The sequence below is a fragment of the Streptomyces sp. NPDC051555 genome (assembly GCF_044454405.1).
Lineage (GTDB): Bacteria > Actinomycetota > Actinomycetes > Streptomycetales > Streptomycetaceae > Streptomyces.
Genome location: NZ_JBITDP010000004.1, coordinates 361844 through 387547 on the forward strand (window position 1 = coordinate 361844; position 25704 = coordinate 387547).

The window sequence follows — 25704 nt, forward strand, 5'->3', positions numbered from 1 at the left end:
CGCTATACGGCTCTGTGATGGCGAACACACGGTTCCGGACGTGATCCTCTCGTAACATTGCGCCCATGTCTTCGACCGAGCTGCCCGGTGTACGCTCCGCCGCCGAACCATCGGGCCTGGTGGGCGCCGTCCGCGTGGCCGACGGGGAGCGGCTGCGCACCGCGTCGCTGCCCGGTCTGACGCTGACCGTGCGCTCGCGGCCGCCCGTGCGCGAAGGACTCGCGCCGGCCCTCTTCGTGCACGGACTCGGCGGCTCCTCGCAGAACTGGTCGGCGCTGATGGCGCTGCTGGAGGACACCGTCGACGGCGAGGCCGTCGACCTCCCCGGCTTCGGGACCTCCCCGCCGCCCGCCGACCGGGACTACTCGGTCACCGCCATGGCCCGCGCGGTCATCCGGCACCTGGACGCCGCGGGGCGGGGGCCCGTACACCTCGTCGGGAACTCGCTCGGCGGGGCCGTCAGCACCCGCGTCGCCGCGGTGCGGCCCGACCTCGTCCGCACGCTGACGCTGATCTCGCCCGCCCTGCCCGAGCTGCGGGTGCAGCGTTCCGCCGTGCCCACCGCGCTGCTCGCCGTCCCGGGCGTGGCGCCGCTCTTCGCGCGCCTCAGCCGCGACCTGACCGCCGAACAGCGCACCCGCGGGGTGATGGGGCTCTGTTACGGAGACCCCTCACGGGTGACGTCCGAGGGCTTCCGGTACGCCGTGGAGGAGACCGAACGGCGGATGCGGCTCCCCTATTTCTGGGAGGCGCTCGCCCGCTCCTCGCGCGGAATCGTCGACGCCTACACGCTCGGCGGACAGCACGGGCTGTGGCGCCAGGCCGAGCGGGTCCTCGCGCCGACCCTGCTGGTCTACGGTGGCAGGGACCAACTGGTCTCGTACCGCATGGCGCACAAGGCGGCGGCCTCCTTCCGGGGCTCGCGGCTGCTGTGCCTGCCCGAGGCCGGGCACGTGGCGATGATGGAGCACCCCGAGGTCGTGGCATCGGCCTTCCGGGACCTGCTGGGCACCGCCGGGCAGAACGACGTACGAGACGACGAAGACGGCAGAGGCTGAGCACCGGTGGGACGACATAGTCGCAAGGACTCCGCTCCTCCCCGCCCGGTCCACGGTGACCAGGGCGGCCCCGACCCGGCTTCCGCGCACCCGGAAGCCGCGGCCGCCGGACCCCTCTCCGGGAGCGCGCGCCGGCACCGGCCCGAGCCCGCGGCCGGCCACCAGGAGTACGCGAACGAACCCGCGCCCGCGGCGCGCGCCGGCCACCCGGAGATCCACGAGCCCGGCGGGGCGTACGGCGACTGGCGCGCCGTTCCCCGCAGCCACCCCGCGCCGTCCCCCGCCCCCGGTGTCCCCGCGCAGGCCCCGGCCCCGGCGGCGTACGGGAGCACCGCGCCGTACGGGAGCCCCGCGCCGGCCCCGGCCGCCGCGGCGTACCGGGCCGCCGTGGCCACCGCGGCCGCCGTCTTCCCCGAGGCCGAAGCGCCCGATACCGCCGTCTTCCCCGAGGCCGAGGCGCCCCGGGCCGCAGTGCCGGGCGCCGGCTCCGCGCACCCCGCCCGGGGCGCGGGCGGCGGTGCCCCGACCGGCTCGCACCGCCGGGTGCCCCCGCCCCGCCGTGGCTCGCGCTCGACGCCGGCCAAGCGGTCCGCGGCGACCCGGGGCCGCAAGGTCCGCACCTACACCGGCATGGCCGCCGCGGCCGTCACCACCGTTCTCGCCGTCGTCGTGGCGGGTCAGGTCGTGGGGGAGGACGGCGGCAGCCACCTCGGCGTGCAGAGCGCCGGTGACACCGCCGCCGACCGGGCCGCCCCCGGCCAGTCCGCGGCCTCCCGTTCCGACGGCCGCGCGACGCCCGACGCGCCCGCGGTGGGCGGTGGTCAGCAGGCGGTCGTCAAGACGTACGAGCAGAAGATGGCCGACCCCTACCCGATCGCCGCGAACCTAGCCGGCCCGGGCACCTTCGACACGGTCGCCACCGGCGCACCGGCCCCCGGCAAGGGACGCCTCGTCCGCTACCGGGTCGACGTGGAACAGGGCCTCGGCCTGGACGCTGACCTCTTCGCCGAGGCCGTCCAGCGCACCCTCAACGATCCGCGCAGCTGGGCGCACGACGGCGACATGCGCTTCGAGCGGGTCGCCTCGGGGACGGCCGACTTCGCGATCACCCTGGCCAGCCCGGGCACCACCGGGGTGTGGTGCGCGAAGTCCAGCCTCGACACGACCGTCGACAACGTGTCCTGCGACTCCGCGTCCACCGAGCGCGTGATGATCAACGCCTTCCGCTGGGCGCAGGGCTCGCCGACCTACGGCCAGGACCAGATGTACGCCTACCGCCAGATGCTCATCAACCACGAGGTCGGGCACCGGCTCGGACACGACCACGTGAGCTGCAGGACGCCGGGCGCGCTCGCGCCGATCATGCAGCAGCAGACGAAGTCGCTCGACATCGACGGAATCTCCTGCAAGCCCAACCCCTGGGTCTACCCGACCAGTTGATCAGGTTCGTGGTGGTGGGGGGCGCGGGGCCGGATTGACAAGGTGTTCGATGGTCGGCAATGGTTCTCCGCATGTCGCACCACCACACCATGACCGCGAGCGCCGCCATAGAGCTGGCGCTCCTCGGTGTGGCCGCGCACAGCGTGGCCGACATCCTCTGTCGCTGACGCCTGCCTGAGCGCGCGACGACCCCTTTTCACGTCATTCCGCCGCGCCCGGGCACTCCCTGCCCGCGGGTGCGGCTCCGCATGTCCCTGATCCCCTTTCGGTCGGCCTGACGGCCCGGTGGCCGGACGGTCGGACGTCGCCCCCCGCGCGGCCCTTCCCGTTCGACCCATCACGCCGAGAGGTCCCTTTTCCGATGTTCCGTCACTCCCACATATCGCGCCGCCTGGCCGCGGTCACCGTCAGCCTCGTACTGGCCGGGGGCGCCGCGGCCTGCGGCCCCAAGGGCAGCGACGGGGAAAGCTCCGGCGCCGCCGCGTCCGGCGCCACCGGCTCGCAGCAGAAGGGCGGCACGCTGACCGTCCTCAACAACGAGCCGCAGAGCGACTTCGACCCGGCCCGTCTGTACACCTCCGGCGGCGGCAACGTCCCCTCGCTGGTCTTCCGCACGCTCACCACCCGCAACCGCGAGGACGGCGCCGCCGGCGCCAAGGTGGTGCCCGACCTCGCCACCGACACCGGCAAGGCCAATGCCGACGCCACCGAGTGGACGTACACGCTCAAGGACGGGCTGAAGTACGAGGACGGCACCCCGATCACCACCGCCGACGTCAAGTACGGCATCGAGCGCTCCTTCGCCGCCGAACTCTCCGGCGGTGCGCCCTACTTGAGGGACTGGCTGATCGGCGGGGACACCTACCAGGGCCCGTACAAGGACGGCGGCAAGGGCCTCGACTCGATCGTCGTGCCCGACGCGAGGACCATCACCTTCAAGCTGCGCAAGCCCGAGGGCGAGTTCCCCTTCGTCGCCACCCAGACCCAGTTCGCGCCGGTCCCCAAGGCCAAGGACACCGGGGTCAAGTACGAGGAGCACCCGGTCTCCTCGGGCCCGTACAAGGTGGTCAAGAACGAGAACGACGGCGAACGCCTGACCCTGGAGCGCAACGAGAACTGGGACCCGAAGACCGACGAGGAGCGCAAGGCCTACCCGGACAGGATCGACGTCCGCTCCGGCCTGGACTCCGCGGTCATCAACCAGCGGCTCTCCACCAGCTCCGGCGCCGACGCGGCCGCCATCACCACCGACACCAACCTGGGACCGGCCGAACTCGCCCAGATCGGCGCTGACAAGAACCTCGCCGCCCGGGTCGGCACCGGCCACTTCGGCTACATCAACTACCTGGCCTTCAACCCGAAGGTGGCCCCCTTCGACAACCCGAAGGTGCGCCAGGCCATCTCGTACGCGATCAACCGCACCAGCGTGATCAACGCGGCGGGCGGCTCCGCGCTGGCCGAGCCCGCGACCACCTTCCTGCCCGAGCGCGAGGCCTTCGGCTACGCCGCCTACGACCACTTCCCGGCGGGGAAGACCGGCGACCCGGCCAAGGCCAAGCAGCTGCTGGCCGAGGCCGGCTTCAAGGACGGGCTCACCATCACGCTGACCCACTCCACCGCGCAGAACCGGCAGACCAGCCCCGAGGTCGCCACCGCCGTGCAGCAGGCGCTGGCCGCCGCCGGGATCACGGTCAAGCTGGAGGGCCTGGAGAACAACGCCTTCAACCAGAAGCGCTGGGACGTCAAGAGCACCCCCGGCTTCTTCCTCTCCCGCTGGGGCGCCGACTGGCCCTCCGGCGCCCCCTTCCTCGCCCCGATCTTCGACGGTCGCCAGATCGTCAAGGACGGCTCCAACTACAACCACGCCCAGCTCGACGACCCGGCCGTCAACACCGAGATCGACGAGATCGCGAAGCTGACCGACCTCGCCGCGGCGGGCAAGCGCTGGGGCGCCCTCGACAAGAAGATCGGTGAGCAGGCCCTGGACGTCCCGCTCTTCCACCCGGTCTACAAGCGGCTCGTCGGCAAGGACGTCAAGGGCGTCGTCATCAGCGACTGGACCGGCGTCCTCGACATCTCGCAGGTCTCGGTCAAGTGACCCTCATATCCGAACGATCGGCGTCCGCGGCCGGGGTCACCACCCCGGCCGCGGGCGCCGCGCGCCAGGTCCGGCGGCGGCTGCGCCGCCGTCCCGGCGCCCTCGTGGCCGCCGTCGTGCTGGCCCTGCTCGTCCTCGTCGCCCTCGCCGCGCCGCTGCTCGCCCACCTCGCGGGCCAGGACCCGAACGCCTACCACGACGACCTCGTGGACTCGGCCCGCGGCGGGGTCCCCCTCGGCTCCTTCGGCGGGGTCTCCGGCGACCACTGGCTCGGCGTCGAACCGGGTACCGGCCGGGACCTGTTCACCCGGCTCGCCTACGGCGCCCGGATCTCGCTGCTCGTCGCCATCGGGGCCACCACCGTCCAGGTGCTGACCGGGCTGGTGGCCGGACTCGCCGCCGCACTGGGCAGCCGGCCCGTGGGCCTCGTCATCGACTGGCTCACCAACGTGATGCTCGGCCTCCCGGCGATCGTCCTCGGGATCGCGCTCACCGCCGTCGTCCCCGCGGACTTCCCGCGCCCGCTGCTGCTCGTCCTGATCATCGGGCTGCTCGGCTGGGGCTCGACCGCCCGCATGGTCCGCGCCCAGGCGCTCGCCCTGCGCGGCCTCGACTTCGTCGCCGCGGCCCGGCTCGGCGGCAGCGGCCGGCTGCGCGTCGCCCGCCGCGAGCTGCTGCCCTCGCTGGCGGCGCCGCTGATCACCTTCGCCGCGATCCTGCTCCCCGTCAGCATCGTCGCCGAGGCCTCGCTGTCCTTCCTCGGTGTCGGGGTCAAACCGCCGACCCCCTCCTGGGGGCAGATGCTCTCCTCGGCCCAGACCTGGTTCCGCGCCGACCCGATGTACGTCCTGCTGCCCGCCGGGCTGCTCTTCGTGACCACCCTCGCCTTCACCGTGCTCGGCGACGCCGTCCGCAGCGCCCTCGATCCGCGCGAGGAATCCCGTCTGCGGATCGGGTCGAGAAAGGAGCGACGGGCGTGATCGGCTTCGTCCTCAAACGGACCGGTGGCGCCCTGCTGGTGCTGCTCACCCTGTCCGTGGCCGTCTACCTCCTCTTCTACCTCGCCCCCGGCGACGCCGCCCGGCTCGCCTGCGGCGAACGCTGCAACCCGCAGCAGATCGCCCAGGTCCGCGAACAGCTCGGGCTGAACGACTCCGTGGTCGTCCAGTACCTGCACTTCCTCCAGGGCATCGTGGCCGGCCGGGACTACTCCGGCGGCGCCGCGCTCGTCCACTGCGACGCGCCCTGCCTCGGCTTCTCCTACCAGAACGACCAGCAGGTCACCGAGCTCCTCCTGGAGCGGCTGCCCGCCACCGCCTCGCTCGCGGTGGGCACCCTCGTGATCTGGCTCGCCGTCGGGGTGGGCACCGGACTCCTCTCCGCGCTGCGCCGCGGCGGGATCACCGAGCGGGTGCTGACCGTGCTCACCCTCGCCGGGACCGGCACCCCCGTCTTCATCCTCGGCCTGCTGGCCCTGATGGTCGTGTGCGCCTACCTCCAATGGCTACCGTTCCCCACCTACGTGCCCTTCGGCGAGGACCCCGAGCAGTGGGCCTGGAACATGCTGCTGCCCTGGCTCGTCCTCGGCTTTTTCGAGAGCGCCAAATACGCCCGGCTGACCCGCAGTTCCACCCTGGAGACGCTGGCCGAGGACCACATTCGCACCTTCCGCGCCTACGGCGTGGCGGAGCGGCGCGTGGTCACCCGGCACGCGCTGCGCGGAGCGGTGGCGCCGGTCGTCGCGCTCAGCGCGGTCGACTTCGGCACCCTCTTCGGCGGCGCGGTGCTCACCGAGTCGCTCTTCGGCATCCCGGGACTGGGCAAGACCCTGATCGACGGGGTCCGGGTCGTGGACCTGCCCGTCGTGGTGGGTGTGGTGCTGGTCACCGGCGCCGCCGTCGTCATCGCGGGCGCCGTGGCCGACCTGTTGTACGCCGCCGCCGACCGCCGGGTGGTGCTCACATGACCGGGACGACGACCACGCCCCCGACCTCGGCTCCGCCCCCGTCCCCGGCCGAAGCGCTCGTCGAGGTGGTCGACCTCGCCGTCGACTTCCCCGTCGGCGCGCCGGGGGAGTACGTACGGGCCGTGGACGGGATCTCCTTCACGTTGGAACCCGGGCGCGCGCTCGCCGTCGTCGGCGAGTCCGGCAGCGGCAAGTCCACCGTCGCCGCCGCCCTGCTCGGCCTGCACCACGGGACCGGCGCCCGGCTCTCCGGCACGGTCCGGGTGGCCGGGACCGACGTCGGGGCCGCCCCGCCCGCCGCGCTGCGCGCGCTGCGCGGGGGCGTCGCCGCGATGGTCTTCCAGGACCCGCTCACCTCCCTCGACCCCTACTACGCCATCGGCGACCAGATCGCCGAGGTCCACCGGGTGCACGCCGACGTCTCCCGGCGCGCCGCGCGCGCCCGGGCGGTCGAGGTGCTGGACCGGGTGGGCATCCCGGACGCGGTGCGCCGCTCGCGCGCCCGACCGCACGAGTTCAGCGGCGGCATGCGCCAGCGCGCCCTCATTGCCATGGCGCTGGCCTGCGAACCCCGGCTGCTCGTCGCCGACGAGCCGACCACCGCGCTCGACGTCACCGTGCAGGCCCAGATCCTCGACCTGCTGCACGGGCTGCGGGCCGAGCGCGGCCTCGGCCTGCTGCTCGTCACCCACGACGTGGGAGTGGCCGCCGAGAGCGTGGACGAGCTGCTCGTGATGCGCCACGGGCGGGCCGTGGAGCACGGCCCGGTGGCGCGGGTGCTGGCCGCGCCCGGGAACCCGTACACGAAGGAGCTGCTCGCGGCCGTGCCCCGGCTGGACGCCCCGCGCACCACCGGCGCGCCCGCGGGGGAGCGTACGCCCGTGGTCGAAGCGGTCGGCCTGCGACGGGAGTTCGGGCGGCGCGGCAAGCGGGTCACCGCGGTCGACGGGGTCTCCCTCACCGTCGCCGCGGGCGAGACCCTCGGCATCGTCGGCGAGAGCGGCAGCGGCAAGTCCACCCTCGGGCGCATGCTCGTCGGGCTGCTGGACCCCACCGCCGGTACCGTCCGCCACGAGGGCCGCGAGACCTCCGGCATCGCCTCCGGCGTCCAGATGGTCTTCCAGGACCCGGTGTCCTCCCTCAACCCGCGCCGCAGCATCGGCGAGTCCATCGCCGACCCGCTGCGCGCGGCCGGCGAGCGCGACGAGGCCGTCATCCGGGCCCGCGTCGGCGAACTCCTGGTCCGGGTCGGGCTGGAGGCGGCGCACCACGACCGCTACCCGCACGAGTTCAGCGGCGGCCAGCGCCAGCGGGTCGGGATCGCCCGTGCGCTCGCCCCCCGGCCGCGACTGATCGTCTGCGACGAGCCGGTCTCCGCACTCGACGTCACCACGCAGGCCCAGGTCACCGCCCTGCTCGCGGAGATCCAGCGGGAGAGCGGCATCGCGCTCGTCTTCATCGCGCACGACCTCGCCGTGGTCCGGCAGGTCAGCGACCGGGTCGTGGTCATGCGCCGCGGCGAGGTCGTCGAGGAGGGCCCGGTGGACGAGGTCTACGACCGGCCGCGGCACGCCTACACCCGGCAACTGCTCGCGGCCGTTCCCTCCTTGGACCCGACCCTGGCCGCCGGGCGGCGCGCCGCCCGGGCCCGGCAGAAGGAGGCCGCGCACCAGCCTGCGCACTAGGCCGCGCACTGGGCCGTGTACCAGGCAGTGCACCAGTCTTAGCGCGGTCGAACGCGAACCGTACGGGAAAGTTACGACTCTTCACCCCTTCCGGTGGCGCGACGGACAACCGTCCGTCGCGCCTTCGGCATATCCGCTTGAGTTCTCGCGGCGGGTCACCGGACCGACGGAGGCCGCCTGAACGGGAGATCGGGGGTGCCACTCGTGCGGATCGCACTGCTCACGGAAGGTGGTTATCCGTATGCGACGGGCGAAGCGAGGCTCTGGTGCGACCGGCTGGTGCGCGGGCTTCCGCAGCACGAGTTCGAGCTGTACGCGCTGAGCCGCAGCGCCGGGCAGGAGGAGCGCGGCCGGGTGCCGCTGCCCGCCCACGTCACGCGGGTGCGGACGGCCTCCCTGTGGGCCCCCGACGACGACGGCCGCAGCTACTCGCGCCGCGAGCGGCGCCGTTTCCTGGCCTGCTTCACGGACCTGGTGCGCGGGATCGCCGCCGCCGACGCCGAGGCGTTCGCCGCCGGACTGTACGGGCTCGCCGAACTCGCCCGGGACCAGGGCGGCCTGTACGCGGCGGTGCGCTCCGAGACCGCGGTGCGGGCCGTCGAGGCCGGCTGCCGGGCACCGGGCGCGAGCCGCGCCGTCCGGGCGGCGCAGGTGCCCGACCTGCTCGCCTTCGTCGACGAGCTGGAGCGCGCCCTGCGCCCGCTCAGCCTGGACTGGTACGAGGAACTCGGCGCCGTGGACGTCTGCCACGCGGCGGCGGGCGGGCTGGCCGCACTGCCCGGGCTGGTGGCCAAACGCTTCTTCGGAGTCCCGCTGCTGGTCACGGAGTACGGCGTCCAGCTCCGGGCGCACTACCTGGAGCACGCGGAGGAACGCCCGGCCCTGCGGGCCCTGCTCGGCGCCTTCCAGGTCCGCCTCGCCGCCGAGATCTACGCCCGGGCGGACCTGCTCACCCCCGGCAACGCGCACGCGCGGCGCTGGCAGGAGAAGTGCGGGGCCGGCCGGGAGCGGCTGCGGACGGTCTACCCGGGCATGGAGGCGGACCGATTCGCCACCGTCGGGGAGGCCGCCGACCACGGCGACCCGGCCACCCTGGTGTGGGTCGGCCGGATAGAACCGGCCAAGGACCTCATCGCGCTGCTGCACGCGTTCGCGGAGGTGCGGCGGGCCGAACCGGACACCCGTCTGCGGATCTTCGCGACCGCGGCGGCGCCGGGGTACTTGGCCGACTGCCGCTCGCTCGCGGCCCAGCTCTTCCCCGACGAGGCGGCGGACGCGGTGACCGTCGGCGAGAGCCCCGTCACCTTCGAGGAGATCGGCGGGCCGGAGACCCCGGCCCTGCCCGACGCCTACGGCTGCGCCCCGGTCACCGTGCTGTCCTCGGTGGTCGAGGGCTTCCCGATCCGCCTCGTCGAGGCCATGTTCTGCGGCCGCGCCACGGTCTCCACCGACGTGGGGGCGGTGCGCGAGGTCATCGGCGGTACGGGACTGGTGGTCCCGCCGCGCAATCCGCGCGCCCTCGCGGACGCCTGTCTGACCCTGTTACGGGATCCGGAGCGCGCCCGGCGGCTGGGGGCGGCGGCCCGGGCGCGGGCGCTGGAGCTCTTCACCGTCGAGCAGAACGTGGCCGCCTTCCGGGAGATCTACCTCCAGCTGATCGCCGACGGCGCGGCCTGCCCGCCCGCGGACGCCCCCTTCACCCATCCGCCGGAGGCCCGCGTGCCGGGCCACTGGACCACCCCGACGTGGGCCGCGTCCCCGGAGGCGACGGTATGACGACCCACCCGGACACCACCCCGTCCCTCTTCGACCTGGCCCGGCGCCCGGTCCTGGTCCCGGCGCCCGAACCGGAGCCCTGCGCGGACCCGGAGCCCTGCGCCGACCCGGTGGAGACCACGCTCGTGCTGCGGCTCGCGCCCCCGCCGCCGGCGGACCCCGAGCTATCGCCCGAGCCCGCCCCGGCGGCGCACCCCGCCCCGGCGGCCGGGCCCGCGCCGGACGCCGACGCGCGCCCGGGCCGGGTCGTCACCGGACGGCGCCGCGCGAGCGGGGACCCGGTCAAGGCACTGATGCACCGGCACCGGGAGCTGTGCGAGCGGGCCGTCGACCCGCTGGAGATCGCCGCCGGACTGGAGGCCCACGGGATCACCGACCGGACCGCCGCCCGGTTCCGCCACCGGGACGTCTTCTCCCTCGCCGAGGAGCTCTACGCCCGCGTCCCGCGCGGGGAGGTCCCCGACGCCCCCCGGACCGCCGCCCCGGCCGGCGCGGGCCGGGCGGACCTGCGGGGGGCGGCGTACGCGATGGCCCCCGGCGCCCTCGCGCTCGGCGCCGACCTGCTCGGCGGGCCCGCCCCCTGGGTGGCCGTCCTCGCCGTCGCGCTCGCCGTCGGCGTCCTCGCCCGGCCGCGCCCCCGCGGCCGCCGGCACCCCTGGCTCCCCCAGCTGCTGGCCGCCGCGGCCACCGGATACGCCGTGTACCGGCTCGGCACGCCGCTGGGCACGCCCCTCGGGGTGGGCCTCGCCCTCGCGGCCGCCCCCGCGCACTGGTGCGACGCCGCCTTCACGGCCCGCGCGCGCCGCCGCCTCGCCGGGAGCCGCGCGCTGGAGGACTTCGCGGCGGGCGCGCGGCCCCTGCTGGTGGGGGCGGCGCTCTGCTTCACCGCCCTCGCGGCCGTCCCGCTCGTCCTCCTCGGAGCCCCGCTCGCGGTCGCCGTGCCGCTCGCGGTGCTCCTCTTCCTGACCCGGCTGCTGGTCCGCCACACGCCGCACCGGGTCCCGGCCGCCATCGCCCTCGCGGTGGCGCTGATCCCGAACCCGGTCGCCGCCGCGGCGGCCGCCGCCGGACTGCTCGTCCACGCCACGGTCGCGCTCTCCCGCGCATCCGCACACGCACAGACCTGACCGCGCCAACAAGGAGAAGAAGACATGACCGGCCAGCCAAACGACCACGGGGCCGCGCGATGAGGGTGCTGCTGATCGGAGCCAACGGGTATCTCGGCCGCTACGTCGCGGACCGGCTGCTCGCCGACCCCGCCGTCCAACTCACGGCCCTCGGCCGGGGCGACGACGCCGACGTCCGGTTCGACCTCGCGACCGGCAGTCCCGGCGCGCTCACCCGCTTCCTCGATGCCGTCCACCCGGGCGTCGTGATCAACTGCGCGGGGGCCACCCGCGGCGGTGCGCGCGAGCTGACCCGGCACAACACCGTCGCCGTCGCGACGGTCTGCGAATCGCTGCGCCGCAGCGGCTGCGGGGCCCGGCTGGTGCAGCTCGGCTGCGCGGCCGAGTACGGTCCCAGCCAGCCCGGGTCGTCCACGGCCGAGGACGCCGTGCCGAGACCCGGCGGGCCGTACGGCGTCAGCAAGCTCGCCGCCACCGAACTCGTCCTCGGGTCCGGCCTCGACGCGGTCGTGCTGCGGGTGTTCTCGCCCGTCGGCCCCGGCACCCCCGCCGGGTCCCCGCTCGGCCGGCTCGCCGAGGCGATGCGCCGGGCGATGCAGTCCGGGGACTCGGAGCTGAAGCTCAGCGGCCTCGGCGTGCAGCGCGACTTCGTCGACGTGCGCGACGTGGCGCGGGCCGTGCACGCGGCCTCGCTCTCCGCCGCGCAGGGCGTCGTCAACATCGGCACCGGACGCGCGGTCCGACTGCGCGACGCGGCCGCCGTCCTGGCCCGGGTGGCGGGCTACGGCGGCGCCATCCACGAGCTCGACGGCCCGCAGCAGCCGCACGCGCACCCCGGCCGTCCGGCGGGGCTGGCCGCGATCGGCTCCCCGCGCGCCGAGGCGACCGCCGAGCAACTGGCCGCGACCCCGCCGCCTTACCCGTACCCGGACGGCTGCGGCACCTGGCAGCAGGCCGATGTCCGCACGGCCCGCGACCGGCTCGGCTGGCGGCCCCGGATCAATCTGGAGGAATCGCTCGCGGACATCTGGATGGAGGCGGCGTGCCGCATCTGACCACCCCGCCCGGGGCGCGGCAGGCGGCCACCGGGGCCGGCCGGCTGGGCCTCGGGGTCCCCGGGTACGGGCACCCGCTGGTCGCGCCCGCCGAGTGGGCCGAGCTGTCCCGCCCCGGCACCCCGCTGCACTGGGCCGTCCTGAACGTGGCGGACGGCCCCGGGCAGCGGCCCGACCCGCACTGTTCGCAGGCGGCCGTCCGGCTCCGGGAGACGGGCGCCGCCGTGCTCGGTCATCTCGCGATGCGGGACGGCGAGCGGTCCTTCGGCGAGCTGGTCTCGGACGCCCACCGCTTCGTCGACTGGTACCGGGTCGGCGGTTTCTACCTGGCCGACGCCCCGGCCGACCGGGCCGGACTGGACGCCGTGCGCAAGCTGACGGACACCCTGCGCACGCTGGGGACCGGCGGGCACCGCCCGCACCTGGTGCTCGGGCACGGCACGCATCCGTACGAGGGCTACACCGAGGCCGCGGACCAGCTGGTCACCTTCTCGGGGAGCTGGGCCGACTACCGCTGGTCGCAGGTGGCGGAGTGGACGGCGGACCATCCGCCGGAGCGGTTCTGCCACTTCGTGCACGGGGTGCCGCGCACGCACCTGGAGGAGGCCGTGCGGGTCGCCCGGTGGCAAGGAGCGGGCACGATCTGGTTCACGGACCGGCTCGGAACGCGTGCGGGCAGCGACCCGTGGGCCTCGATGCCCGGGTACTGGGACGAAATCGTCTCGCGGATCGGGACGAGTGTCTCGGAATGAAGTGGGCCGTGGCAGTGTTGCGGAACAGAACAACACTTTAATGCTCCCCGCTGGTGCGGGGATGACCCGCCTGGAGTGCCCGTGTCGCTGCCACCCCTGGTAGAGCCAGCTGCTGAGCTCACCGTTGACGAGGTCCGTCGGTACTCCCGCCACCTGATCATCCCGGACGTCGGGATGGACGGGCAGAAGCGCCTGAAGAACGCCAAGGTGCTCGCGGTGGGCGCCGGCGGCCTCGGTTCCCCCGCCCTGATGTACCTGGCCGCGGCCGGCGTGGGCACCCTCGGCATCGTGGAGTTCGACGAGGTCGACGAGTCGAACCTGCAGCGCCAGATCATCCACAGCCAGGCGGACATCGGCCGCTCGAAGGCGCAGTCGGCGCGCGACAGCGTGCTCGGCATCAACCCGTACGTGAACGTGATCCTCCACGAAGAGCGGCTCGAAGCCGAGAACGTGATGGAGATCTTCAGCCAGTACGACCTGATCGTCGACGGCACGGACAACTTCGCGACCCGTTACCTGGTCAACGACGCCTGCGTGCTGCTGAACAAGCCGTACGTCTGGGGCTCGATCTACCGCTTCGACGGCCAGGCCTCGGTCTTCTGGTCCGAGCACGGCCCGTGCTACCGCTGCCTGTACCCGGAGCCGCCCCCGCCGGGCATGGTCCCCTCCTGCGCCGAGGGCGGCGTGCTGGGCGTGCTCTGCGCGTCCATCGGTTCCATCCAGGTCACCGAGGCCATCAAGGTCCTGACCGGCGTCGGCGACCCGCTGGTCGGCCGCCTGATGATCTACGACGCCCTGGAGATGCAGTACCGCCAGGTCAAGGTCCGCAAGGACCCCGACTGCGCGGTCTGCGGTCCGAACGCGACCGTCACCGAGCTCATCGACTACGAGGCCTTCTGCGGCGTCGTGTCGGAGGAGGCCCAGGAGGCGGCCGCCGGCTCGACGATCACTCCCAAGCAGCTCAAGGAGTGGATCGACAACGACGAGCCGATCGAGATCATCGACGTCCGCGAGATCAACGAGTACGAGATCGTCTCGATCCCCGGCGCGAAGCTGATCCCCAAGGGCGAGTTCCTGATGGGCACCGCCCTCCAGGACCTGCCCCAGGACAAGCGGATCGTCTTGCACTGCAAGACGGGTGTCCGCAGTGCGGAAGTCCTCGCGGTCCTGAAGTCCGCGGGCTTCGCGGACGCGGTGCACGTCGGCGGCGGCGTCATCGGCTGGGTCCACCAGATCGAGCCGGAGAAGCCGATCTACTAGGCGACCCGCTCTCCGTACGGGAAGGGCCCCGCCGCGCGTCGCGCGCGGCGGGGCCCTTCCGTGCGTCCGGGCTCAGACCGCGGTGCAGACGGCCTTGGCCGCCGGGACCTTGCCGTTCAGCAGGTAGGCGTCCACCGCCTTCTGCACACAGGCGTTGCCGCTGTTGTAGGCGCCGTGCCCCTCGCCCTTGTAGGTCAGCTCCACGCCCACCCCGGGGCCGAGCCGCTCCACCATCTTGCGGGCGCCCTCGTACGGGGTCGCCGGGTCGCCGGTGTTGCCGATCACCACGATCGGGGCGGCGCCCCGAGCGCTCACGTCCGGGGTGTCGAAGGCCCCCTTGACCGGCCAGTCGGTGCAGCCGAGCAGGCCCCAGCCGAGGAACTCGCCGAAGACGGCCGAGGCGGCGCGGAAGGCCGGGAGCTTGGCCTTCGTCTGCTCCAGCGTGAAGCGCTCCTTGGAGTCCGCGCAGTTGATCGCGGTGTTGGCCGCGCCGATGTTGTTGTACGTGCCCTTGGCGTCGCGGCCGTTGAGCGCGTCCGACATGACGAGGAGCAACTGCCCCTGGCCGCCCTCGGCCTCGTCCAGCCCCTGCTCCAGCAGCGGCCAACCCTCCTTGGAATAGAGGGCGTAGGCGATGCCGTTGGTCGCGGCGGAAGCGGTGAGCAGGCGATCGCCCACGCCTTCGACGGGCTTGGCGGCCAGGGCTTTCTGGAGCTTGACGATGTTCGCGTCGATCTCCTTGGCGGTGCTGCCCTGGAGGCGGCAGGCGTCCCCGCGGTCCACGCAGTCCTGCTCGAAGTTGCCGAGGGCCAGTTGGAAGCCCTTCGCCTGCCCCAGGGCGCCCTCCTCCGACGTCTTGGTCGGGTCGACGACCGCGTCGAAGACGGCCCGGCCGACGTTCTTCGGGAAGAGGTGGGCGTAGACCCCGCCCAGCTCGGTGCCGTAGGAGATGCCGAAGTAGTGCAGCTTCTCGTCGCCCAGGGCCTGGCGCAGCCGGTCGAGGTCACGGGCGGCGTTCTCGGTGCCGACGTGGGGGAGGAGCTTGCCGGAATTGCGGACGCAGCCGTCCCGGTAGGTCTTGATCCCGGCCAGGTACGCCTGCTCCTCGGCCGGGGTGGCGGGGGTGTTGTCGGCGGCGTAGTAACGGTCGAGCTGGGCGTCGCTCTCGCAGAGCACCGGGGCGCTGCGGCCGACCCCGCGAGGATCGAAGCTGACCAGGTCGTAGCGGGTGCGCAGGGCCGTGTACTCCTTGGCGGCGCCGGGCAGGGAGGCGACGCCGGAGCCGCCGGGGCCGCCGAAGTTGAAGACGAGCGAGCCGATGCGGGCGGACTTGGGGCCGGTGGCCTTGGCGCGGATCAGGGCGAGCGGGAGGGTGTCGCCGCCGGGCTCGGCGTAGTCGACGGGGACCTCGAGGGTGGCGCACTCCCAGTCCTTGCCGGGCGCTCGGCCGGCGCCCTGTGCCGCGGAGGGGGCGGGGCAGGGCTTCCAGGCGGGGGCGGCCGGGGCGCCCGGGGCGTTCTCCCTGCCCCTGGTGGTGTCCTTGCCGGCGTCGGAGCAGGCGCCGGTGGAGAGCAGGGCGGCGGCGAGGGCGGCGACGGCGGTGATCCGCGGGGCAGTGGGCATGCCCCCATCCTGCTTCGCCCCTCACCCCCTCGCCCCCGCCATGGCCCGTTCGTGTACCCCCACCGACCTGGCCCGGCCGAACTCGGCCCCGCCGGCGTCTGAGCGCCCATGGCCTGCCGCAGCCTCTCCGGTGAGCGCCCGGCCTGGCGCGGCCATTTCAGCCTCGCCGGCGTTTGAGGCGCCGCCGGAGGCAACCGCGGCCACAGCCGGGCGCCACCTTGGCGGGCCCGGCAGGCCCAACGGGCTGGATCCGGGCCAGGTCCGGTCCCGCCGGTGGGGCCTCCGGCGGGGGGGGGGGCGGGGGGCGGGGGGCGGGGGGCGGCCCGGGGGGCGGCGGGGGGGCGGGCGGGGGCGGGGGGGGGGGGGGGCGGCTGCCCCCGGGGGGGGGGGCGCGCGGGGGGGGGCGGGCCGGGGGGGGCGCCGGCGGGGGGCCCCCCCCCCCCCGGCGGGGCTGGACTGGGCGGGCCGGTCCCGCCGGTGGGGCCTCCGGCGGCGCCTCAAACGCCGGCGGGGCTGGATGGGGCGGGCCGTGCCCGCCGGCCGGGACGAGATGGCGGGGCCGGACGGGGTCAGGTGGGGAGGAGGGTGTGGGCGGCGGCGCGGCCTGTGGCTACGCAGGCCGCCACGCCGACCCCCTCGTACGCCGCCCCGCACAGCGCCAGCCCCGGCAGCTTCCCGGCGGCCTCGCGGATCCGCGAGACCCGCTCCCGGTGCCCCACCCCGTACTGCGGCAGCCCCCGGTCCCACCGGGTCACCCGCGTAGCGACGGGCTCGCCCATCGGCCCCACCGCGTGGTGGAGTTCGGCGATCGCGGTCCGCACCAGGTGCCGGTCGGGCCGGTCCAGCAGCTCCTCGTCGCCGATCCGCCCGATGGAGGCGCGCAGTACGAAGGTGTCCGGCGCCGAGGCCCCCAGCCAGGACCACTTGTTGGAGAGGAAGGAGGCGGCCTTCAGGGTGTGCCCGTCCACCGGCGGCACCAGGAACCCGTTGCCCTGGGGCAGGAAGTGCGCCTGCGCCCGGGAGAAGGCCATCGTGATGACGGCCGTCGAGGCGTGCGCGATGCCCGACAGCTCGGCCTCGGCCTGCGGCGAGTGCGGCCGCAGGAGCTCGGCCGCCGCGAAGGCCGGCAGCGCGAGGATCACCGCGTCCGCCTCCATCGTCAGCGGCCCGTCGTCCGTCATGGCGAGCACCCGCCACCGCCCCGCCGGCGTCCGCTGGAGCGAGCGGGCCGTCGTACCGGTGAGGATCCGCGCACCGCACGCGTCGGCCACGGCCTGCGGGAAGCGCCCGGTGCCGCCGGTCACGCCCTGGACGGCGACGGCCGCCGAGCGCGGCGCGCCCGCCGCCTTCATCCGGCGCAGCGCCGGCAGCAGCGGCCCGCCCTGTTCGGCGAGGGCCGCGATCCGCGGCATCGCGGCGCGCAGCGAGAGCCGGTCGGCGCGTCCGGCGTAGATCCCGCCGAGCAGGGGCTCGATCAGCCGGTCCACGGCTTCCTGGCCGAACCGGGAGGCGAGGTAGGCGCTCACCGAGCAGTCCCCGGTGAGCGCGGGCGCCTCCAGGGTCTCCTCGGCCGCGACCCGGGCGACGCCGGCGGGGGAGAGCAGTCCGGTGCCGGTCAGGGCGGCCGGATCGATGGGCACGCCCATGACGTGTCCGGGGGGCAGCGGTCGCAGGCCGCCGTTGGTCCAGATGGTGGTGGGGGCCTTCGCGGGATCGCACAGCGCGTCCCCGAGTCCGACGGCCGCCGCGAGCTCGACGGCCTCGGGACGCAGGGCCATCAGGGACTCCGCGCCCTCGTCGACGGTGATGCCCGCGATGGTGCCGGTCCGCAGTTTGCCGCCGACCTTCGCGTGGCTCTCCAGGACGGTGACGTCCGCCCGTCCGCGCAGCTGCCAGGCGGCCGCGAGGCCGCTGATGCCGCCACCGACGACGATCACTGATCGCATTGTCTTCTCCTGTGGCCGATATGTTCCCATATGAAACATATGGGAATCCTGTGCGTCAGTGCCTCATGCTTTCGGTCAGGACCCGCAGCTCGTCCTGATGGGGGAAGCTCCCCGGCCGGTAGGCGCAGTACGGGTCGGCCTCCAGCACGTCACCGGTGAACCCGTAGGCCCGCGACCGCGAACCCCCGCACACCGTCTTGAACTCGCACGCCCCGCACTTGCCGCGCAGCAGCTCAGGGTCCCGGAGCGTGGTGAAGAGCGCCGAGCCCCGGTAGATGTCGGCCAGCGCGTGGTTCTTCACGTTGCCCGCCGAGACCGGCAGGAACCCGCTGGGGTGCACCTCGCCGGTGTGCGAGATGAAGACGAAGCCCCGCCCCGAGGAGACGTCCATCGGCGGCCTGCGCACCGTGCGCCGCGCGCCGTCGAAGACGCCCAGCTCGTGCGCCCGCGCCATGAGCCGCTCGTACAGCGGCCCGAGCCGCGGCCGTTCGCCCTTCGCGTCGAGGATCGTGCGCTGGAGCGCGACCCGGCGGAAGTGGTGGCCCTCGGTGGTCTTGGTGGCCATCACGGCGCCGCAGTCGTAGAGGAAGTGCAGTACGTCCTCGACCTCGTCCGGGGTCAGGGACGCCAACTGTTCGCCGCGGCCCGTCGGCACCAGCACGAAGCCGGACCACAGCATCGCGACCTCGCGGCGGACCACCGCCGCGATGTCGGCGAGGTCCTCCAGGCTCTCGCGGGTCACCGTGGTGTTGATCTGCACCTTGAGCCCGAGCTCCCGGGCCGTGCGCCAACCGTCCAGGGTCCAGTCGAAGACCCCGTCGACCCCGCGGAAGCTGTCGTGGCGCTCGGCCGTCGACCCGTCCAGCGACAGGGACAGCGCGATCGCCCCGGCCTCGCGGACGGCGACCAGGTTCTCCCGGGTGAGCGTCGGCGTGCCGGAGGGCGAGACCGCGACCCGCAGGCCGAGCCCGGTGCCGTACGCGACCAGCTCGGTCAGGTCGGGGCGCTGGAAGGGGTCGCCGCCGGTGATCACGAACAGCGGACCGGGCCTGCCGAAGGCGGCGACCTGGTCCATGACCCGGCGGGCGTCCCGCCCGTCCAGCTCCAGCGGGTCACGGGCGGTCTGCGCCTCGGCCCGGCAGTGCAGACAGGCCAGCGGGCAGGCCCGGGTGGCCTCCCAGATGACGATGAAGGGCCGTTCGGAGACCGCGTGCACGGGCTTGCGCACGACGGTGCGCGGGGCGCCGGTCACGACACGCGCTCCCAACCCCGCTTGCTCGGGCGGTTGGCCAGCTGCTTCGGGTCCCGCTTGCGGTAGACCACGTACGGCCGGAAGAGGTACTTCAGCGGCACCGAGAACATGTGCACCAGCCGCGAGTACGGGATCAGCGCGAAGAGCGTGAAGCCGAAGAGGATGTGCAGCTGGAAGGCGAGCGGGGCGCCCGCCATCAGGTGGTAGTCCGGCTGGAAGGTGAACAGGCTGCGGAACCAGAGCGAGATGCCGGTGCGGTAGTTGTAGTCGTCGGTCATGCCGGTCGAGTTGAGGATCGTGGCCGTCAGGCCGAGGACCATCGCGCCGAGCAGGCACGCGTACATCACGTGGTCGCTGCGCAGCGTGGCCTTGCGGACCGCGGGGACCTTGAAGCGCCGGTACACCAGCACCCCGATGCCCGCGGCGGCCGCGACGCCCGCCACCGTGCCGGTGGAGATCGCGAGCAGGTGGTAGGCGTGGTCGCTCAGGCCCACCGCGTCGGTCCAGCTCTTCGGGATCAGCAGGCCCACGACGTGGCCCATGATCACGAACAGCATGCCGAAGTGGAAGAGCGGCGATCCGATCCGCAGCAGCCGCGACTCGTGCAGCTGCGAGGAGTGGGTGGTCCAGCCGAACTTGTCGTACCGGGCCCGCCAGAACGTGCCCGCGACGAGCAGGGCGACCGAGACGTACGGCAGTACGCCCCACAGGAGGAGGTCCATCAGGCCACCGCGTCCTTCATCTCGATCGGCCGCTTCGGGGCCTGGGGCCAGGGCAGGTCGGTGGGCCGGCCCAGGGGGAGGTCGACGGGCAGGTCCGAGGGCATGTCGAGGCCCGGACCGAAGGGTTCGAGGGCCGAGCCCGCGCCCACCAGCTCCTGCGGCGGCCCGTTCTTCGCGAGCGCCTTCGCCTCGGCCCGGGTCTCGGGCGAGGGGCCGGGCAGCGTCGTGCAGACCGCCTCCAGCACCCGGGCGTAGGGCGAGCCGGACTCGGTCAGCGCGAGGCGCAGCAGCTCCAGCCCGGCCCGGTGTTCCTGGAGCAGCCGGGTGCCGGCCTCCTCGGTGCGGGCGGCGAACTCCAGCGCCACGGGCAGGAAGTCGGGCAGTTCCTCGCCCGTGTACTCCAGCCCGAAGTCCCGGTAGATCCGCTTCAGTCGGACCAGCGACAGCCCGCGGCGGCGCGTGTCACCGTCCACCCACCAGGTGAGGTAGAGGCAGCGGCGGTTGCGGGTGTCGAAGGTCGAGGTGTACCGGGCGCACAGCTCGATCGGCGTCAGCGCCTCCGTCTCGTCGAGGAAGGAGCCGAGCCTGGCGGCTTGTTCGGCGGGCGCCCCGGCCAGGGCCGCACGGAGCCGGGGGAGTTCGTCATGGAAGTAGTCTCCCGGATACTGCAACACACAGCTCGCGACCAGTCGTACGACAGCATCGGGAGTCACGGGGTCCTCCTCGTGGGGCTGATGTTGAGCAGGACGCGCGCGGGCGCGGATCCCGCGCTCTCGCCCACGGGGCAGGTGGCGTCCAGCGGGTGGCTCTCGGCGAGCGCGTCCGCGTCGGCGCGGGCGGCGGTCGGGATGACGAAGCGGTCCTCCTGCTTGGCGATGGCCAGCAGCCGGAACATGTCCTCCATCTCCTGGCCGGTCAGCCCCACGGCCGCCGCGATCGACTCGTCGCGGTCCTCGCCGAGGTTGATCCGCCGCATGTACGAGCGCATCGCGGCCATCCGGCGCAGCACCGCCCGCACCGGGTAGGCGTCACCGGCGGTCATCAGTTCGGCGAGGTACTCCACGGGGATGCGCATCTCGTCGATGGCGCCGAAGAGGTTGCCCGCGTCCTCGCCGTCGCTGCCGGTGGCCGCGACCGCCTCGACGACGGGGGAGAGCGGGGGGACGTACCAGACCATCGGCATCGTCCGGTACTCCGGATGCAGCGGGAGGGCCACCTGGTAGGTGGCGATCAGGTCGTAGACGGGGGAGCGGCGTGCGGCGTCCAGCCACTCGTCGGTGATGCCCGAGGCTCGGGCGGCGGCGGCCACGGCCGGGTCGTGCGGGTCGAGGAAGCACTCCAGCTGCGCGGGGTAGAGGTCGTGCTCGTCGGCCACGGACGCGGCCTCGGCGACCTTGTCGGCGTCGTAGAGCATCACTCCCAGGTAGCGCATCCGCCCGACGCAGGTCTCCGAGCAGACGGTCGGCATGCCGACCTCGATGCGCGGGAAGCACAGCGTGCACTTCTCGGCCTTGCCGGTCCGGTGATTGAAGTAGACCTTCTTGTACGGGCAGCCGGTGACGCACATCCGCCAGCCGCGGCACTGGTCCTGGTCCACCAGGACGATGCCGTCCTCCTCGCGCTTGTACATCGCGCCCGAGGGGCACGACGAGACGCACGCGGGGTTCAGGCAGTGCTCGCAGACCCGCGGGAGGTAGAACATGAAGCTCTGCTCGAACTCGAAGCGGATCTTCTCGCCGACCTCGTCGCGGATCTTCTCGACGATCGGGTCCCGCGGGGCGTGGGTGGGCGCGCCGCCGAGGTTGTCGTCCCAGTTGGGACCCCACTCGATCTTGTCGATCGGCTCGCCGGTGACCTGCGAGACGGGGCGGGCGGTGGGCATGTCGTCGCCCGCCGGGGCCTCGGTGAGGTTCTTGTACTCGTACGTCCAGGGCTGGTAGTAGTCGGAGATCTCCGGCAGGTCCGGGTTGGCGAAGATCTTGCCGAGCTTGGCGAGCCGGCCGCCCGCCTTCAGCCGCAGCTTGCCGGAGCGGGTCCGCTCCCAGCCGCCCTTCCACTTCTCCTGGTCCTCCCAGCGGCGCGGGTAGCCCTGGCCGGGGAGGGTCTCGACGTTGTTGAACCAGACGTACTCGGTGCCCTGCCGGTTGGTCCACGCCTGCTTGCAGGTGACCGAACAGGTGTGGCAGCCGATGCACTTGTCGAGGTTCATGACCATCGCCACTTGTGCCATGACGCGCATGGGGATCAGTACTCCACGTTCTGGTCGCGGCGGCGGATGACCGTCACCTCGTCGCGCTGGTTGCCGGTCGGGCCGAGGTAGTTGAAGGCCCAGGTCAGTTGGGCGTAGCCGCCGACGAGGTGGGTGGGCTTGAGCATCACCCGGGTCAGCGAGTTGTGGATGCCGCCGCGGCGGCCCGTCTTCTCGGTCTTGGGGACGCCGACCGTGCGCTCCTGGGCGTGGTTCATGTAGACCGTGCCCGGCGGCATCTTGTGGGAGACGATCGCGCGGGCGGTGACCACGCCGTTGCGGTTGACCGCCTCGATCCAGTCGTTGTCCGCGACCCCGATCGCCTCGGCGTCCTGCGGGGACATCCACACCGTCTGACCGCCGCGGCCCAGGGTCATCATGTAGAGGTTGTCCTGGTACTGGCTGTGGATCGCCCACTTGTTGTGCGGGGTCAGGTACCGCACGGCGACCGTCTTGCCGTCCTCGACGACCCCGAGCTCGGGCTCCCCGTAGAGCTGGTGCATGTTCAGCGGCGGCTTGTAGACGGGCATCGACTCGCCCACCTCGTGCAACCAGTCGTGGTCGATGAAGAAGTGCTGGCGGCCGGTGAGGGTGTGCCAGGGCTTGAGGTGCTCGGTGTTGATCGTGAAGGCGGTGTAGCGGCGACCGCCCGCCTCGCTGCCCGACCACTCGGGCGAGGTGATCACCGGGACCGGGCGGGCCTGGGTGTCGGCGAAGGTGATCCGCTTGCCCTCGGCCTCGGCGGCCAGATGGGCCATGTGGGTCCCGACCTTCTTCTCCAGCGTCTCGAAGCCCTGCGTGGCCAGGCGGCCGTTGCTGGTGCCCGAGAGCGAGAGGATCGCCTCGCAGGCCTGCTGCGCGGTCTCCAGTCGAGGGCGGCCGTCGGCGACGCCACCGCGGACCGTGCCGTTCTTCGCGCGGAGGTAGTCGATCTCCTCGGCGACGTCGAAGGTGATGGCCTTCGTCGTCACGCCGAGCGCGTCGACCAGCGGGCCCAGCGCGGCGAACTTCTCGCCGACCGCGCCGTAGTCGCGCTCCACGACCTGGAGGTTGTACATGGTCCGGCCGGGTACGGGCTCGCACTCGCCCTTCGACCAGTCCAGCGCGACCCCGCCCGGCTGGGCCATCTCGCCGCCCGCGGTGTCGTGCTGGAGGGCGGTGGCGACCAGGTCCTTGCGCACGCCCAGGTGGGTCCTGGCCAGCGCGCCGAAGCGCTCCGCCAGTGCCTTGAAGGCGTCGTAGTCCGAGCGGGCCTGCCAGGGCGGGTCGACCGCCGGGGTGAAGGCGTGCAGGAAGGGGTGCATGTCGGTGGAGGACAGGTCGTGCTTCTCGTACCAGGTCGCCGCCGGGAGGACCACGTCCGACAGGAGCGTCGTGGAGGTCATCCGGAAGTCCATCGTCATGAGCAGGTCGAGCTTGCCCTCGACGTCCTCGTCCCGGTAGGTGACGTCCTTCGGCGTGCAACGCGGCCCGTCCTCGGGCAGGTTGGAGTGCGTGCCGAGCAGGTGCTTGAGGAAGTACTCGTTGCCCTTGGAGCTGGAGCCCAGCAGGTTGGCGCGCCATACGTTCAGTACGCGCGGCCAGTTGCCGGGGGCGTCCGGGTCCTCGCCCGCGAAGCCCAGCTCGCCGCTCTTGAGCTGCTCGACCGCGCTGGCCACCGGATCCCGGGCCTCGCCCAGCTCCAGCGGGTTGCGGTCGAAGGTCGGGTAGGAGGGCATCCAGCCCATCCGGGCGCTCGCGGCCAGGCAGTCGGAACCGGTCATGCCGGCGAAGGCGCCCTCGGCCAACGGCGAGGCCAGCGCCTCGGCGGGCAGGGTGTCGTAGCGCCACTGGTCGGTGTGCAGGTAGAACCAGGCGGCGCCGATCATCTGGCGCGGCGGGCGCGACCAGTCGGAGGCGGCCGCGAGGGTGGCCCAGCCGGTGACCGGGCGGCACTTCTCCTGGCCGACGTAGTGGCCCCAGCCGCCGCCGTTGCGGCCCTGGCAGCCGGTGAGGGTCAGCAGGGCGAGGAAGGCGCGGTAGATGGTCTCGGAGTGGAACCAGTGGTTCGTGCCCGCGCCCATCAGGATCATGCAGCGGCCCCGCGACTGCTCGGCGGTCTCGGCGAACTCGCGGGCCACCCGGGCCGCCTGGGCGGCGGGCACCGAGGTCAGGGACTCCTGCCAGCCGGGGGTACCGGGCTGGCTCGCGTCCTCGTACGAGGCGGGCCACTCGCCGGGCAGCCCCTCGCGGGCCACCCCGTACTGCGCGAGCATCAGGTCGAAGACCGTGGTGACCAGTCGGTCCCCGAGCCGGCGCACGGGCACGCCGCGGCGGATGACCCCGCCGCGCTCGTCGTCCTCGAAGCGGGGCAGCGTGATCGCGACGCTCTCCACCGCGTCCGGGCCGTCGTCGAGGAGGGTCAGCCGGGGGACGGTGTCCCCGAGGTCCAGGTTCCACTCGGGCTTCTCGTTCTTGCCCCAGCGGTGGCCGAGGGTGCCGTTCGGGACCACCGGCTCGCCGGTGACGTCGTCGATCAGCACCGTCTTCCACTGCGCGTTCTCGGTGTCGTGCCCGAGATCGGCGGCGGTGACGAACTTGCCGGGCACCAGGCCCTGTTCCGTTTCCCGCAGGGACACCAGGAACGGGAGGTCGGTGTACTGGCGGACGTAATCCGTGAAGAACGGCGTCTGCTTGTCGACGAAGAATTCCTTCAGGATGACGTGGCCCATCGCGAGGGCCAGCGCACCGTCCGTACCGGGGTGCGGGTGCATCCATTCGTCGGCGAACTTGGTGTTGTCCGCGTAATCGGGGGAGACCGTGACGACCTTCTGGCCGCGGTAGCGGGCCTCGGTCATCCAGTGGGCGTCCGGCGTCCGGGTGACCGGGACGTTGGAGCCCCACATCATCAGGTAGGCCGCGTCCCACCAGTCACCGGACTCCGGCACGTCCGTCTGGTCGCCGAAGACCTGCGGCGAGGCCACCGGGAGGTCGGCGTACCAGTCGTAGAAGCTCAGCATCGGCGCGCCGATGAGGGAGTGGAAGCGGGCGCCCGCCGCGTGCGAGGCCATCGACATCGCCGGGATCGGCGAGAAGCCCGCGACCCGGTCCGGGCCGTGCTCCTTGATGGTGTGCACGTGGGCGGCGGCGACCAGCTCGGTCGCCTCCTCCCAGGTCGCGCGCACCAGACCGCCCTTGCCGCGGGCCTTCTGGTACCGGCGCCGGCGCTCGGGGTCGGACTGGATGTCGGCCCAGGCCTCGACGGGATCGCCGAGGCGGCCCTTGGCCTCCCGGTACATCTCCAGCAGCGTGCCGCGGACGTACGGGTAGCGGACCCGGGTCGGCGAGTAGGAGTACCAGGAGAAGGAGGCCCCGCGGGGGCAGCCGCGCGGCTCGTACTCCGGGCGGTCCGGGCCCACCGACGGGTAGTCGGTGGCCTGGGTCTCCCAGGTGATGATCCCGTCCTTGACGTAGACCTTCCAGCGGCACGAACCGGTGCAGTTCACGCCGTGCGTCGAGTACACGACCTTGTCGTGGCTCCAACGGTCGCGGTAGAACGCCTCCGCGGCCCGGCCGCCGGTCCGGTGGACCGTGCGCAGGTCGTCCGAGACCTCGGCCCGGCTGAAGAAGCTGCCCGCCTTGATCAACTGCTCGGCGGCACCCTGATGCTCCTGCAACGCGACCTCCAGGCCATCGCAAATTCGAATCCCCGAACGA

The 25704-nt window shown here is 73.3% G+C and carries 19 protein-coding genes; 12 read left to right on the plus strand and 7 right to left on the minus strand.

The features are described from left to right. Positions 1–65: 65 nt before the first annotated feature. From ACIBEA_RS12820 to moeZ, 12 genes are all read left to right on the plus strand, one after another. A complete protein-coding gene (locus tag ACIBEA_RS12820; RefSeq protein WP_399259986.1) occupies positions 66–1058 on the plus strand; it encodes an alpha/beta fold hydrolase in 993 nt (330 codons plus the stop codon). Positions 1059–1064: 6 nt separating this feature from the next. Further along, positions 1065–2498, plus strand: coding sequence for a DUF3152 domain-containing protein (locus ACIBEA_RS12825; protein WP_399259988.1), 1434 nt, complete (start codon positions 1065–1067; stop codon positions 2496–2498). A gap of 71 nt (positions 2499–2569) precedes the next feature. Beyond that, positions 2570–2665: an Ms4533A family Cys-rich leader peptide gene (locus ACIBEA_RS12830; RefSeq protein ID WP_354382332.1), complete on the plus strand. Its 96-nt coding sequence runs from the start codon at positions 2570–2572 to the stop codon at positions 2663–2665. A gap of 194 nt (positions 2666–2859) precedes the next feature. Next, positions 2860–4596, plus strand: coding sequence for an ABC transporter substrate-binding protein (locus ACIBEA_RS12835; protein ID WP_399259990.1), 1737 nt, complete (start codon positions 2860–2862; stop codon positions 4594–4596). A gap of 5 nt (positions 4597–4601) precedes the next feature. After that, positions 4602–5576, plus strand: a complete 975-nt coding sequence (locus ACIBEA_RS12840; protein WP_399260152.1) for an ABC transporter permease — start codon at positions 4602–4604, stop codon at positions 5574–5576. After that, positions 5573–6562 (plus strand): ABC transporter permease, encoded by a 990-nt coding sequence (locus tag ACIBEA_RS12845; protein WP_399259992.1) that lies wholly within the window; start codon positions 5573–5575, stop codon positions 6560–6562. The genes ACIBEA_RS12840 and ACIBEA_RS12845 overlap by 4 nt, the downstream gene beginning before the upstream one ends. Next, entirely contained in the window at positions 6559–8247 is a 1689-nt protein-coding gene (locus tag ACIBEA_RS12850) for a dipeptide ABC transporter ATP-binding protein (RefSeq protein ID WP_399259994.1), read from the plus strand. The genes ACIBEA_RS12845 and ACIBEA_RS12850 overlap by 4 nt, the downstream gene beginning before the upstream one ends. Before the next feature lie 204 nt (positions 8248–8451). Then, on the plus strand, positions 8452–10023 hold the full coding sequence (gene pelF, locus ACIBEA_RS12855; RefSeq protein WP_399259996.1) for a GT4 family glycosyltransferase PelF: 1572 nt from the start codon (positions 8452–8454) through the stop codon (positions 10021–10023). Then, entirely contained in the window at positions 10020–11150 is a 1131-nt protein-coding gene (locus ACIBEA_RS12860; RefSeq protein WP_399259998.1) for a hypothetical protein, read from the plus strand. The genes pelF and ACIBEA_RS12860 overlap by 4 nt, the downstream gene beginning before the upstream one ends. 59 nt (positions 11151–11209) lie before the next feature. Then, positions 11210–12205, plus strand: coding sequence for an NAD-dependent epimerase/dehydratase (locus ACIBEA_RS12865; protein ID WP_399260000.1), 996 nt, complete (start codon positions 11210–11212; stop codon positions 12203–12205). Continuing rightward, the gene (locus tag ACIBEA_RS12870) at positions 12193–12957 is read left to right on the plus strand and encodes a spherulation-specific family 4 protein (protein WP_399260002.1); all 765 of its coding nucleotides are present in this window, start codon (positions 12193–12195) and stop codon (positions 12955–12957) included. The genes ACIBEA_RS12865 and ACIBEA_RS12870 overlap by 13 nt, the downstream gene beginning before the upstream one ends. 81 nt (positions 12958–13038) lie before the next feature. Continuing rightward, positions 13039–14217, plus strand: a complete 1179-nt coding sequence (gene moeZ / locus ACIBEA_RS12875; RefSeq protein ID WP_399260004.1) for an adenylyltransferase/sulfurtransferase MoeZ — start codon at positions 13039–13041, stop codon at positions 14215–14217. 72 nt (positions 14218–14289) lie between these two features. Here moeZ and ACIBEA_RS12880 read toward each other — a convergent pair whose 3' ends face one another. The 7 genes from ACIBEA_RS12880 to ACIBEA_RS12910 all read right to left on the minus strand — a co-directional run bounded on the left by ACIBEA_RS12880 (position 14290) and on the right by ACIBEA_RS12910 (position 25664). Beyond that, a complete protein-coding gene (locus tag ACIBEA_RS12880) occupies positions 14290–15840 on the minus strand; it encodes an alpha/beta hydrolase (protein WP_399260006.1) in 1551 nt (516 codons plus the stop codon). Positions 15841–16409: 569 nt separating this feature from the next. Next, positions 16410–17786: a protoporphyrinogen oxidase gene (hemG, locus tag ACIBEA_RS12885; protein ID WP_399260008.1), complete on the minus strand. Its 1377-nt coding sequence runs from the start codon at positions 17784–17786 to the stop codon at positions 16410–16412. A 55-nt stretch (positions 17787–17841) separates the two neighbouring features. Continuing rightward, the gene (locus tag ACIBEA_RS12890; RefSeq protein ID WP_399260010.1) at positions 17842–19038 is read right to left on the minus strand and encodes a TIGR04053 family radical SAM/SPASM domain-containing protein; all 1197 of its coding nucleotides are present in this window, start codon (positions 19036–19038) and stop codon (positions 17842–17844) included. Then, positions 19035–19760, minus strand: coding sequence for a respiratory nitrate reductase subunit gamma (narI, locus tag ACIBEA_RS12895; protein ID WP_399260012.1), 726 nt, complete (start codon positions 19758–19760; stop codon positions 19035–19037). The genes ACIBEA_RS12890 and narI overlap by 4 nt, the downstream gene beginning before the upstream one ends. After that, positions 19760–20473 carry a nitrate reductase molybdenum cofactor assembly chaperone gene (narJ, locus tag ACIBEA_RS12900; RefSeq protein WP_399260014.1) on the minus strand — a complete coding sequence of 238 codons (714 nt, stop codon included), beginning with the start codon at positions 20471–20473 and terminating at the stop codon, positions 19760–19762. Before narJ ends, narI begins: the two co-directional genes overlap by 1 nt. After that, the gene (gene narH / locus ACIBEA_RS12905) at positions 20470–21999 is read right to left on the minus strand and encodes a nitrate reductase subunit beta (protein WP_399260016.1); all 1530 of its coding nucleotides are present in this window, start codon (positions 21997–21999) and stop codon (positions 20470–20472) included. The genes narJ and narH overlap by 4 nt, the downstream gene beginning before the upstream one ends. A 5-nt stretch (positions 22000–22004) precedes the next feature. Next, the gene (locus ACIBEA_RS12910; protein WP_399260018.1) at positions 22005–25664 is read right to left on the minus strand and encodes a nitrate reductase subunit alpha; all 3660 of its coding nucleotides are present in this window, start codon (positions 25662–25664) and stop codon (positions 22005–22007) included. Between the last annotated feature and the right edge of the window lie 40 nt (positions 25665–25704).